The following is an 11,556-nucleotide window of genomic DNA, read 5'->3' on the forward strand; positions in this document are numbered from 1 at the left end:
CCACGTCAACATGAGCCAGTCGTCGAACGACACCTATCCGACGGCCATGCACGTCGCCTGCGCCGAACAGGTGGTCAACGACCTGCTGCCGGCGCTGAAGCACCTGCACGCCGCGTTGGACGCCAAGTCCAAGGCCTCGGCCCACATCATCAAGATCGGCCGCACCCACACCCAGGACGCCACGCCGCTGACCCTCGGCCAGGAGTTCTCGGGCTATGCGACGCAGGTCGCCAACGGCATCGAGCGCATCGAGCAGACCCTGCCCAGGCTGATGGAACTGGCCCAGGGCGGCACCGCCGTCGGCACCGGCCTGAACGCCCCCATCGGCTTCGCCGAGAAGGTGGCCGAGAATATCGCCGCCATCACCGGCCTGCCCTTCACCACCGCCCCGAACAAGTTCGAGGCCCTGGCCGCCCACGACGCCATGGTCTTCAGCCACGGGGCGATCAACACGGTCGCCGCCTCGCTGTTCAAGATCGCCAACGACATCCGCTTCCTCGGTTCCGGCCCGCGTTCGGGCCTGGGCGAACTGGCCCTGCCGGAAAACGAGCCGGGCTCGTCGATCATGCCGGGCAAGGTCAACCCGACCCAGTGCGAAGCCCTGACCCAGGTCTGCGCCCAGGTGTTCGGCAACAACGCCGCCCTGTCGTTCGCCGGCTCGCAAGGCCACTTCGAGCTGAACGTCTATAACCCCGTCATGGCCTACAACTTCCTGCAGTCGGTCCGCCTGGTCGCCGACGCGGCCATCAGCTTCACCGACAACTGCGTCGTCGGCATCGAAGCGCGTGAGGACAACATCGAGCGCGGCCTGAACAACTCGCTGATGCTGGTCACGGCCCTGAACGGCCGCCTCGGCTATGACACCTGCGCCAAGATCGCCAAGACCGCGCACAAGAACGGCACCACCCTGCGTCAGGAAACCGTCGGCGGCGGCTACCTGACCGACGCCGAGTTCGACGAAGCCGTCCGCCCCGAGAAGATGATCTCGCCGGGCTGAGGATATGCAGGCTGATGATCTCAATATCCCGGCTCACGGCGCCGCGCTCTTTCGAGCCGTGTTGTCGGAACGGGATATTGCAGATCTTTTGAACCGGCTGGGCGACGAGTTGCAAAGTCGTCCCGGCCGGCGGCTGCTGTTTGATACGCCCACAACGGACTTGCTGGCGGCGACGGGCAAGATCGGAAGCTTAGCCGCCGGATTGCTGGGGCCGGGCGCCCGTCCGGTTCGCGCCGTCCTCTTCGACAAGTCCCAGGCGATGAACTGGATTGTCGCCTGGCATCAGGACCGCACCATTGCCGTCCGTGAGCGTCGGGACACGCCGGATTTCGGCCCATGGTCCGTTAAGGACGGCATCGTCCATGTCGCGCCGCCGATCTCGGTGCTCGACCAGATGGTGACGCTCCGCGTCCACCTTGACCCCTGCGCGGACGATAATGCGCCCTTGATCGTCGCCCTTGGCTCACATCGGCTTGGCAAGGTGGCCGCCGATAACGTCGAGGCCTTGGCGAACCAAAACTCCATCTATGCGTGTCACGCGGATGCAGGCGACGTCTGGGCCTATGCGACCCCGATCCTGCATAGCTCAGCCAAATCTCTCAGCGACAGACGGCGACGCGTCCTACAGCTCGATTATTCGGCGCAGGAACTACCCAACGGTCTCGAATGGCTCGGCGTCGCTCGCACTGACACCTGAACTACCTGTCCCGGATCGTCCGCCCCACCGGCGCCAGCGACAGCCTGGCCAGTTCGACGTTCTTCAGCGCGAACGGGATGCCGATCAGGCTGACGAACTGCGGCACGGCGATCAGGATATGGGCCAGGGCGATGTACCAGCCGGCCAGAACCAGCCAGATCACGTTCAGCCCGACGCCGAGGCATCCCGCGCCCAGATCGGCCGGGTTGGGATCACGCCAGACGACCTCTCTTCCGAACGGCCAGAAGGAATAGCTGGCGATCCGCCAGGCCGCGAACGCCCACGGCAGGCCCACCACCGTCAGGGCCAGCAGCAGTCCGCCGAACAGCCAGGCCAAGCCCGAGGCGAAGCCGCCCAGGAAGAACCAAAGCAGGTTCAGGATCAGTCGGATCAAGGTCGTCTCTCCACGCGCGAAACGGCGCGACGCCCCTGATATGGCGAAGGGCCCCGCCTGTGACAGCGGGGCCCGGGTGAATTCGCGGTAAGGCGGCGCCTAGTGCTTCACGACCCAGCGCGCCTTGGCCTCGTCCCTGGTCATGTTCAGGTGAACGTGTTCGTCGACATGATCGACCCAGCTGACCGGGATCATGTGATGCTTCAGGCCCGCGCCCATGTCGAACTTGGCCAGTTCGATCTGGTCGCCCATCACATGGTCCACCCGGCCGACGTGCTTGCCGTCCGAGCCCACGACTTCGAGATGTTCCTTGATCATCGAGGCGTTTATCATGACCCTCTCCATTGCTGTTTGGGGTGATGGAACAACGGCCCGCGCTGCGAACGGGTCCATCACAATGGCCGCCCAAGGGAGTTCACGATGTCGCTGACCATCCACCACGCCCCCCAGTCTCGCTCCACCCGTCTGCTGTGGCTGCTGGAGGAACTGGGCGCCGACTACGACATCCACTATGTCGAGATCGAACGACAGGGCGGTCACGGTCACGCCGACCCGACCAACCCCCATCCGCTGAAGCAGGCCCCCGCCGTCAGCGTCGACGGCCAGCTGCTGATCGAGTCGGTGCTGATCTTTCTCTTCCTGACCGACCGCTTCCCGGAGGCCAAGATGGCGCCGGGACCGAACGATCCCCGCCGAGCCGAGTATCTGTCGTGGCTGGGCCTCTACAACAATGTGCTGGAAAGCGTCCTGACCTCGGGTCCGCCTGACACCTGGAATGATCTGCGCAAGGCCGGCTACGCCGGCCTGGACCACCGCTGGAGCGCGGCCGTCCAGGACGGCGGCTACATCCTGGGCGAGTTCTCGGCGCTCGACATCCTGTTCGGCAGCCTGCTGCAGTGGTTCCGGGGCGCCATGCCGGCGGGCGAGCCCTATGACTCCTATGTTCAGCGCATCGGCGGCCGGCCGGCTCTCAAGCGCGCCTGGGCCAAGGACAGCCCCGAGGGCCACGTCTGATGGGCGAGATCGTCAACCTGAACAAGGCGAGGAAGGCCCGCGACAAGGCCGAGGCCAGGCGCGCCGCCGAGGCCAACCGCCTGACCTTCGGCCGCACCAAGGTCGAGCGCCTCACCACGCAGAAAGAACGCGACCGCGACGCCGCCCGCCTGGACGGCCACAGGCTGGACGAGCCTGAAAGCTAGGCCGCCTATCGTTTCGGCGCCCGGATCAGGAACAGTTGGCCCGCCAGCACCAGGGCCAGCCCGACAAGGGCGATCCAGCCGAACCTCGCGCCCTCGAACAGCACCGACACCAGCATGGCGATCGGCGGCGTCAGAGCCGATACATAGCTGGCCAGGGCGAAGCCCCGCATGCGGGCGATGGTGAAATACAGGCCGAAGGCGATCACCGAGCCGAACAGCGACAGATACAGCAGCGAGATGACATAGGCCGGGCTCCACGCCACCGACCACGACACCCCCGTCGCCAGGCCATAGAGCGCCAACGCCCCCGTGCCGTAGGCCATGGCCCAGGCCGTGCCGGGCAGGACCTGCGCCCCCGCCTGCTGCCCCTTCCAGGCGAACCAGTTGCCGAAGGCCGAGGCCACGACCGCGATGACGGCGAAGGTCACGCCCTCGACCGCGTGCAGACCCAGGCCCGCGCCCATCACCTCGCCGCCGGACAGGACCGCCACCCCGATCACCCCCATGCCCGCGCCCAGCCAGGCCGCCGGCGCCGCCTTCTGCTTCGACGCCACGCGGAACAGGATCAGGTTGAGGAAGGCCAGGGCCGCGAAGATCACCGCCACCACGGCCGAGGCGATCTTCTCCTCCGAAGCGTAGACGAAGGCGTAGCTGATCGAAAACGAGAACAGCCCCTGCCCCACGGCCATCAGGTGCTGCGGCCGCGTCATGGCCAGCTTCCCGCCCGTCGCCTTGACCACCAGGGCCAGAACCGCCGCGGCGATGGCGAAACGCATCACCACCGACACCACCGGATCGACGGCTCCAAGCTGGAAGGTGATGGCGTACCATGTCGTGCCCCAGATCAGGGCGCAGACGCCGATCCCGCCCAGCGCCAAGGCGGCCGGAGACATGAAGGACTTGGCAGTCTGGGTCACGGGTTCGGTCACGGGCGGGCCTCAGGGCGACTCAACGGAAACGAAAGCGGAACTCCCGTTAGCACCAGATCGCGACCGCCGCGCCTCACGTCTTGCAGCCTTATGTGACGCTCGCGCGTTCTGCTAAGCTAGCCCCCTCACAGGACCTTTCATCATGCGCTTTCTTCCGCTGATCGCCCCGCTCGCCCTGGCGGTCGCCGCCTGCTCCAGCATGCCGGACGGCCCGGCCGCCTCGACGCAGATCGACGTCACCGCCGCCTATCGCGAGCGCATCATGCTGCCGCCCGGCCATGTGCTGACGGTCAAGGTCGAGGATGTCAGCCTGATGGACGCCCCCGCCCGCGTCCTGGCGGAAACCAGCAAGCCGCTGGAAGGCCGCGGCCCGCCCTACAGCGTCACCCTGTCGGTGCCGAACAACCAGATCGACGCCCGTCACACCTACGCCGTCCGCGCCGAGATCCGCGACCCGGCCGGGGCCCTGCGCTTCACCACCGACACCCGTCATTCGGTCCTGACGCAAGGCGCGCCGAACAAGGTCGACATCATGATGGTCGGCGTCCGCTAACCGTGAGCAGCCTCGCCAAGCGTTCCGTCCTTCTGTCCGGCCACGCCACCTCGGTGGCGCTGGAGCCGGAGTTCTGGGCCGTTCTGGACGCCATCGGGGCTGAACTGAACCTCGGCCGCGCCGCCCTGTTGATCCGCATCGACGCCTGGCGCGGCCGTCGCCCCCTCGCCTCGGCCTGCCGGGTTCTGGCCCTGCAATGGGCCGGCGGCGACCGCAGCTTCGCCGGAGAAGACGACGATGACCTCTGACAACCGCCTGATCCCCGCCGCCGTCATCGGCGGTCTGCTGGCCCTCGGCCTGGTCGGCGGCGGCGCCCTGATCGGTCAGGGCGTGGTCAACGCCCGCGCGGGCGACCGCTCCGTCACCGTCCGCGGCCTGGCGGAAAAGGACGTGAAGGCCGACCTCGCCGTCCTGCCGATCCGCTTCACCGCCTCGGGCGAGGTCCTGTCCGAGGTTCAGGCCCGCATCGACGGCGACCTGGCCATCGTGCGCCAGTTCCTCAAGGCCCAGGGCTATCCCGACAACGCTGTCGATCTGGGCCAGTTGGGCGTCGCCGACACCCGCTCGCGTGAGTACGCCAGCCAGACCGGCGGCCCGCGCTTCATCCTGAACCAGACCGTGATCGTGCGCACCAACGACGTCGATCGGGTTCAGACCACGACCCGGAACCTGAACGATCTGGTGCGTCAGGGCGTGGTGCTGCAGGACTTCCAGGGGCCGTCCTACATCTTCACCAAGCTGAACGACGTCCGCCCGGCCATGATCGCCGAGGCCACCGCCGCCGCCCGCACCGGCGCCGTCCAGTTCGCCAAGGATTCCGGCGCGCCTCTGGGCCCGATCAAGTCAGCCGGTCAGGGCTCGTTCGAAATCCTGCCTCGCGACGGCTTCGGCGACGAGGCCACCTCCCTGAACAAGAAGGTCCGCGTCGTGACCACGATCAGCTACCGGCTGAAGTAGCCGCCAGACCCCGATGTCCCGACATAGAAAATGAGCCCGCCGACCCTTTCGGACGCGGCCGGCTCATAGACGGTTCACGACCACCCTGCGCGGGCGGCGTCTCCTGCTCTCAGCCCTGCGGCTCAGCCGCCGGCGCCGTCACGGTCGGCGGTTCGGCCGGGCGCGGCATGTCCGGAATGCGCGGCGTATCCGGCAGCTTCGGCGCCGGAACATTGATGTCCAGATTGACCTCCGGCGCTTCCGGCACAGCGGGCGCCCGCCCGCCGGAATAGAGGAACCAGCCGATCACAGCGACGGCGACGATCAGGCCTCCGACGATGAAGGCCAGCATGCCGCCGCCTCCCTTACGCTCCGGTGCGGCGGTGTTGATCGTCGTCTGGTGCACGACGCGTTCAGGCGGCGGGATATTGGGGTCCGTCATTCAAAGCCTCCTTACTGGCCGCTCGGCACGGCCGGAGCCGACACCTCGGGCAGTTTCACGTCCACGTCGATATCCTTGGTTTCCGGCGCGCCGCCCCGGCCCAACAGGAACCAGGCCAGCACCGCCACCACGACGACCAGGCCGCCGACGATGAAGGCCAATCCGGCGTTTCCGCCTCCGCTTGAACTCTCGGCCATTTGTTTCCCTTCCATTGCTTCCCCTGAGGTCGTGAGAACGAGGGTCAGGCTTGGCGGTTCCCGCGGGCCATTTTCCATCGGGGACTGACTTTGGCCTCTGTGCTGCTTATGTTCTCCTCCGAATCCGCCTTGCGTGAGCCGCTTATCCCGTGACCGACCTGCCTTCTCCCCGCATTTCCGACCTCGCGCGCGCCCAGTCCCCGCAAGGCGCGGCCGACTACCTGTCCGGTCTGAACCCCGAACAGCGGCTGGCGGTCGAAACGACCGAGGGGCCGGTCCTGGTCCTGGCGGGCGCCGGCACCGGCAAGACCCGCGTCCTGACCACCCGTCTGGCCCACATCCTGGCCACCGGCCGGGCCAAGCCGTGGGAACTGCTGGTCGTCACCTTCACCAACAAGGCCGCGCGCGAGATGCGCGAGCGCATCGGTCATCTGATCGGCCCCTCGGCCGAGGGCCTGCGCTGGCTGGGCACCTTCCACTCGGTCGCGGCCCAGATCCTGCGCCGCCACGCCGAACTGGTGGGGCTGAAGTCCAGCTTCACCATCCTGGACACCGACGATCAGGAGCGGCTGCTGAAACAGCTGCTGGAAGCGGCCAACATCGACACCAAGAAGCACACGCCCAAGTCGCTGGCTCACCTGATCGACCACTGGAAGAACCGCGGCTGGACGCCCGAGAAGCTGCCGCCGGGTGAGGACTTCGCCAACGGCAAGGGCCACGCCCTCTACGCCGCCTATCAGAAGCGGCTGGCCACGCTGAACGCCTGCGACTTCGGCGACCTGCTGCTGCACAACCTCACCATCCTGTCGCAGCACGCTGATCTGGCTGAGGAATACCGTCGTCGCTTCCGCTATATCCTGGTGGACGAGTATCAGGACACCAACGTCGCCCAGTACCTGTGGCTGCGGCTGCTGACCTCCTCGACCGGCAATGTCTGCTGCGTCGGTGACGACGATCAGTCGATCTACGGCTGGCGCGGGGCCGAGGTGGACAACATCCTGCGCTTCGAGCGCGACTTCCCGGGCGCCAAGATCGTCAAGCTGGAGCGCAACTACCGCTCGACCAAGCATATCCTCGGCGCCGCCTCGGCCCTGATCGCCACCAATCAGGACCGTCTGGGCAAGACCCTGTGGACTGAGGACGACAGCGGCGACAAGGTGCGCGTGCGCGGCGTCTGGGACGGCGAGGCCGAGGCCCGCCTGATCGCCGACGAGATCGAGACCGCCCGCAAGTCTGGCATGAAATATCGGGACATGGCCGTCCTGGTCCGCGCCTCCTTCCAGATGCGGGCGTTTGAAGAACGCTTCGTCATGCTGGCCGTCCCCTATCAGGTCATCGGCGGCCCACGCTTCTTCGAGCGCGCCGAAATCCGCGACGCCCATGCCTATCTGCGCCTGATCCAGTCCGAGGACGACGATCTGGCCTTCGAGCGCATCGTCAACGTCCCCAAGCGCGGCATCGGCGACACCAGCGTCCAGAAGATCCTGCACATCGCCCGCGAGAACGGCGTCTCGGCCATGCAGGCGGTGCGCCACCTGATCACGACGGACGAGCTTCAGGCCCGCACCCGCACGCCCCTGGCCAACTTCGTGCGCGACCTCGACCGCTGGCGCGATCTGGCGAGCATGGGCACGCCCCACTGGCAGGTGACGGAAACCCTGCTGGACGAGAGCGGCTACACCGACATGCAGAAGGCGGACCGCACCAGCGGCCAGACGCGCCTGGACAACCTCAAGGAACTGACCCAGGCCATGCAGGCGTTCGACACCCTGCAAGCCTATCTGGAGCACGTCTCCCTGGTCATGGACCTGGATCGGGCCGCCCCCGAGTCCGAAACCGGGGCGGTGCAGATCATGACCCTGCACGGCGCCAAGGGGCTGGAGTTCCCCCTGGTCTTCCTGCCCGGCTGGGAGGAAGGCGTCTTCCCCAGCCAGCGCAGCATCGACGAGAAGGGCATGAAGGGTCTGGAGGAAGAACGCCGCCTCGCCTACGTCGGCGTCACCCGCGCCAAGCAGGACGCGCGCATCAGCTTCGCCGCCAACCGTCTGGTCTATGGCCGCTGGACCTCGCAACTGCCCAGCCGCTTCGTCGACGAACTGCCCCTCGCCCACGTCGATCCGCAGTCGGACACCGGCTACTACAACGGCGGCGCTTCGGCGGGGATGAAGGAAGCCAAGAGCCGCTGGGACGACGCGCCTTCCTTCGGCGGCGGCTATTCCAGCCCCGGCTGGAAGCGCGCCCAGAGCTTCACCTCGAACGCCCCCTCTCGCTCGGGTTCAGGTTCGACGCCCGCCCGCAAGGCGATCATCGAGGGCCAGAGCCGCCCGATCACCCCGCCCAAGTCCAGCGGCGACTGGTCGCGCGGCGATCGCGTCTTCCACCAAAAGTTCGGCTACGGCGCCGTGCGCGCGGTCGAGGGCAACAAACTGGTCGTCGCCTTCGACAAGGCGGGCGAGAAGAAGGTCATCGACAGCTTCGTCGAAAAGGCGCCTTAAGCCTTCCGCCCACGGCCCGCGACGGATTCCCAGATCGCCGTCAGCACCAGGATGGCCGTCGAGGTCATGGTCAGGGCCAGCGGCGTCAGCAGCGGGCTGGCCAGGGCCGCCAGCCCCAGGGCCGCCATGCCCCACACGCGCGGCCACGCCGTCTTGCCCCAGACGGCCAGGATCGACAGGCTGGTGCCCAGCAGGAACAGCAGCGGCCCGCCGATCAGCACGGCGGCGATCGCTATCGCTGTCGATCCCATCGGGTGGCCCAGCGCCAGTTCGTCGCCCACCGCCGTCACCACGATCCCGGCCACGACGATGATCGGACAATAGGTATAGGCCCGCCGCGCGATCGCGCCTGGATCGGCGGCTTGGCTGAAGGTCTCCGACGCCGCCTCGTGCGCCTCGTTGAAGAACAGCCACCACATGGCGATGGCCGTGATCAAGGCCGAGACGAAGGCGGCGACGACCGGCGGCGTCCAGGCCAGCTCCGCGAAGGTCGCCCCGGTGATGATGATCGACTCGCCCAGGCAGATGATGATGAACAGACCGACCCGTTCGGCCAGATGCGCGCCCTCGACATCCCAGTCCGTCGTGGCCGATCGCCCCAGCCACGGCACGACATAGCCGACCGCCGGCGCCGTGAACTCCAGCGATAGCGCCACCAACCAGATCAGCAGCCGCGTCTGCCCCTCGGCCAGCCCGCCGCCGATCCAGAACACCGCCCCCAGCAGGGCCCAGGCCGAAATTCGCTGGAAGTTGGCCTTCTGAACCGCCGACCGGCGCACGGCCCACAGGGTGAACAGGCTGCGCCCTGCCTGAATGGAGGCGAAGGCGCAGGCGAAGACCAGTCCCTTGTCTGCGAACGCCTCGGGCAGCGAGGTCGACATGATCAGGCCCGCCGCCATCAGGGCGAACAGCATCAACCGCACCGGCCCGCGCTCCGGGTCCAGCCAGTTGGTGATCCAGCTGGTGTCGATCCACACCCACCAGACCGCCGCCAGCAGGATGGCCGCCTCCAGGGCCCCCATCGGCGTCAGGTGCGCCAGCAGCAGATGACTGACCTGGGTGATGGCGAAGACGAAGACCAGGTCGAAGAACAGTTCGACGAAGCCGACCCTGGCGTGCTCCCCCAGGCGTCGGACGCGCATCAGGCTGGTCATGGCCGCTCCATCTTCACAGTTCCGTCAAGCTTGCGGCCCACGATCCGGCGCGTCCAGCCAATCAGTGGATAGCGGGTGTAAAAGGTCGCAAAGCTTGCTCCTGTGCGGCGTGGAGCCTACCAGTCCGGTCCCCGAATCATCGCAGACTGCGTAGATGGCCGACCTGTTCTCTACCCTCGACGACGCTGAACCGACCCAACCGCGCGCAGCCGAAAAAGCGCCCGCCCCGGCGCCGGTCCCGACGCCCGTTCCCGTCGCGCACGAGCCCAAGGTCGAACTGGCGACGCACGCCAGCACGGCGACGGCGGCCGCCACCGGCTATTCCGCCTCCTCGATCGAGGTGCTGGAGGGGCTGGAGCCCGTCCGCAAGCGCCCCGGCATGTATATCGGCGGCACCGACGAGCGCGCCCTGCACCACCTGTTCGCCGAAGTCCTCGACAACGCGATGGACGAGGCCGTCGCCAAGCACGCCAAGCTGATCACTGTCGATCTGGACGCCGACGGCTTCCTGTCGGTGCGCGACGACGGTCGCGGCATCCCCGTCGATCCCCACCCCAAGCACCCCGGCAAGTCGGCTCTGGAAGTCGTCATGACCGTGCTGCACTCGGGCGGCAAGTTCTCGGGCAAGGCCTATGAGACCTCGGGCGGCCTGCACGGCGTCGGCGTCTCGGTGGTCAACGCCCTGTCGGACCATCTGAACGTCACCGTCTGGCGCGACGGCTTCGAATGGCGCCAGTCTTTCAGCCGCGGCCACGTTCTCGGCCCCATTCAGCAGGTCGGCCCCTCGAAGAAGAAGGGCACCCTGATCCGCTTCCACCCGGACGAGCAGATCTTCGGCGTCGGCGCGGCCTTCAAGCCCGCCCGCCTCTACCGCATGGCCCGCGCCAAGGCCTATCTGTTCCGCGGCGTCGAGATCAAATGGACCTGCGCGCCGGAACGCATCACCGACGCCACCCCGGCAGAGGCCACCCTGCACTTCCCCGGCGGTCTGGCCGACGCCCTGGCCGAGCGCGTGGGCGAGCTGGAGACCGTCACCCCCGTCTTCGCCGGCCGCGCCGAGCGCAAGGGCGAGGCGGGCGCCCTGGAATGGGCCGTCACCTGGTCGCCCATCGGCTTCGGCGACGCCGACAGCTTCATCGCCTCCTACTGCAACACCGTCTCGACCCCGGACGGCGGCACGCACGAGGCGGGCTTCCGCGCCGCCCTGGTCAAGGGGCTGAAGGCCTATGGCGAACTGATCAACGAGAAGCGCGCCGCCCAGATCACGGCCGAGGACGTCATCGCCAACGCCGGCGCGTTGATCTCCATCTTCATCCGCAACCCGGAATTCCAGGGCCAGACCAAGGACCGCCTCTCCTCGCCCGAGGGCCAGAAGCTCGCCGAACAGCTGTTGCGCGACCCCTTCGACCATTGGCTTACCGAAAGCCCCAAGCAGGCCAACGCCCTGCTCGGCTTCGTCATCGACCGCGCCGAGGACCGCCTGCGCCGCCGCAAGGACAAGGAAGTCCAGCGCGCCGCCGCCACCCGCAAGCTGCGCCTGCCGGGCAAGCTGTCGGACTGCAG

At 67.5% G+C, this 11,556-nt stretch carries 15 protein-coding genes; 9 read left to right on the plus strand and 6 right to left on the minus strand.

Features of this window, described 5'->3' with window-relative positions:
- Positions 1 to 997: class II fumarate hydratase (locus VGE49_RS12410; RefSeq protein ID WP_331034856.1), on the plus strand; the 997-nt coding region annotated here is incomplete at its 5' end.
- 4 nt (positions 998 to 1,001) lie between these two features.
- The gene (locus tag VGE49_RS12415; RefSeq protein ID WP_331034857.1) at positions 1,002 to 1,694 is read left to right on the plus strand and encodes a phytanoyl-CoA dioxygenase family protein; all 693 of its coding nucleotides are present in this window, start codon (positions 1,002 to 1,004) and stop codon (positions 1,692 to 1,694) included.
- Position 1,695: 1 nt separating this feature from the next.
- Here VGE49_RS12415 and VGE49_RS12420 read toward each other — a convergent pair whose 3' ends face one another.
- Positions 1,696 to 2,088: a YccF domain-containing protein gene (locus VGE49_RS12420; RefSeq protein ID WP_331034858.1), complete on the minus strand. Its 393-nt coding sequence runs from the start codon at positions 2,086 to 2,088 to the stop codon at positions 1,696 to 1,698.
- 99 nt (positions 2,089 to 2,187) lie between these two features.
- Positions 2,188 to 2,421: a DUF2171 domain-containing protein gene (locus VGE49_RS12425; protein ID WP_331034859.1), complete on the minus strand. Its 234-nt coding sequence runs from the start codon at positions 2,419 to 2,421 to the stop codon at positions 2,188 to 2,190.
- A gap of 87 nt (positions 2,422 to 2,508) precedes the next feature.
- On the opposite strand from VGE49_RS12425, the gene VGE49_RS12430 reads away from it, so the two are divergent.
- Together VGE49_RS12430 and VGE49_RS12435 are read left to right on the plus strand one after the other, a co-directional pair.
- Positions 2,509 to 3,102, plus strand: a complete 594-nt coding sequence (locus VGE49_RS12430) for a glutathione S-transferase family protein (protein ID WP_331034860.1) — start codon at positions 2,509 to 2,511, stop codon at positions 3,100 to 3,102.
- Positions 3,102 to 3,287 (plus strand): DUF4169 family protein, encoded by a 186-nt coding sequence (locus VGE49_RS12435; RefSeq protein ID WP_331034861.1) that lies wholly within the window; start codon positions 3,102 to 3,104, stop codon positions 3,285 to 3,287. Before VGE49_RS12430 ends, VGE49_RS12435 begins: the two co-directional genes overlap by 1 nt.
- Positions 3,288 to 3,292: 5 nt before the next feature.
- Here VGE49_RS12435 and VGE49_RS12440 read toward each other — a convergent pair whose 3' ends face one another.
- Positions 3,293 to 4,216 carry a DMT family transporter gene (locus tag VGE49_RS12440; protein ID WP_331034862.1) on the minus strand — a complete coding sequence of 308 codons (924 nt, stop codon included), beginning with the start codon at positions 4,214 to 4,216 and terminating at the stop codon, positions 3,293 to 3,295.
- Positions 4,217 to 4,358: 142 nt separating this feature from the next.
- Here VGE49_RS12440 and VGE49_RS12445 point away from each other — a divergent pair, with 142 nt between their 5' ends.
- From VGE49_RS12445 to VGE49_RS12455, 3 genes are read left to right on the plus strand one after another with little or no spacing between them, the layout of a single operon-like run.
- Entirely contained in the window at positions 4,359 to 4,769 is a 411-nt protein-coding gene (locus VGE49_RS12445) for a YbaY family lipoprotein (protein WP_331034863.1), read from the plus strand.
- Between the two features lie 2 nt (positions 4,770 to 4,771).
- Entirely contained in the window at positions 4,772 to 5,017 is a 246-nt protein-coding gene (locus VGE49_RS12450; RefSeq protein ID WP_207821554.1) for a ribbon-helix-helix domain-containing protein, read from the plus strand.
- Positions 5,007 to 5,726 (plus strand): SIMPL domain-containing protein, encoded by a 720-nt coding sequence (locus tag VGE49_RS12455; protein ID WP_331034864.1) that lies wholly within the window; start codon positions 5,007 to 5,009, stop codon positions 5,724 to 5,726. Before VGE49_RS12450 ends, VGE49_RS12455 begins: the two co-directional genes overlap by 11 nt.
- Positions 5,727 to 5,835: 109 nt before the next feature.
- Here the strand turns inward: VGE49_RS12455 and VGE49_RS12460 are convergent, their stop codons facing one another.
- Positions 5,836 to 6,147, minus strand: a complete 312-nt coding sequence (locus VGE49_RS12460; RefSeq protein WP_331034865.1) for a hypothetical protein — start codon at positions 6,145 to 6,147, stop codon at positions 5,836 to 5,838.
- Between the two features lie 11 nt (positions 6,148 to 6,158).
- Complete coding sequence (locus tag VGE49_RS12465; protein ID WP_114816991.1) at positions 6,159 to 6,344, minus strand: hypothetical protein; 186 nt, start codon at positions 6,342 to 6,344, stop codon at positions 6,159 to 6,161.
- 149 nt (positions 6,345 to 6,493) lie between these two features.
- Here VGE49_RS12465 and VGE49_RS12470 point away from each other — a divergent pair, with 149 nt between their 5' ends.
- Complete coding sequence (locus tag VGE49_RS12470; protein WP_331034866.1) at positions 6,494 to 8,839, plus strand: ATP-dependent helicase; 2,346 nt, start codon at positions 6,494 to 6,496, stop codon at positions 8,837 to 8,839.
- Here VGE49_RS12470 and VGE49_RS12475 read toward each other — a convergent pair.
- On the minus strand, positions 8,836 to 9,993 hold the full coding sequence (locus VGE49_RS12475; protein WP_331034867.1) for a low temperature requirement protein A: 1,158 nt from the start codon (positions 9,991 to 9,993) through the stop codon (positions 8,836 to 8,838). The genes VGE49_RS12470 and VGE49_RS12475 overlap by 4 nt on opposite strands.
- Positions 9,994 to 10,147: 154 nt before the next feature.
- Between VGE49_RS12475 and VGE49_RS12480 the strand changes: the two genes are divergently transcribed.
- A partial coding sequence (locus VGE49_RS12480; protein WP_331034868.1) for an ATP-binding protein occupies positions 10,148 to 11,556 on the plus strand: 1,409 nt, incomplete at its 3' end.

Origin of the sequence: Brevundimonas sp., assembly GCF_036405315.1 — a bacterium.
Taxonomy (GTDB): Bacteria; Pseudomonadota; Alphaproteobacteria; order Caulobacterales; family Caulobacteraceae; genus Brevundimonas.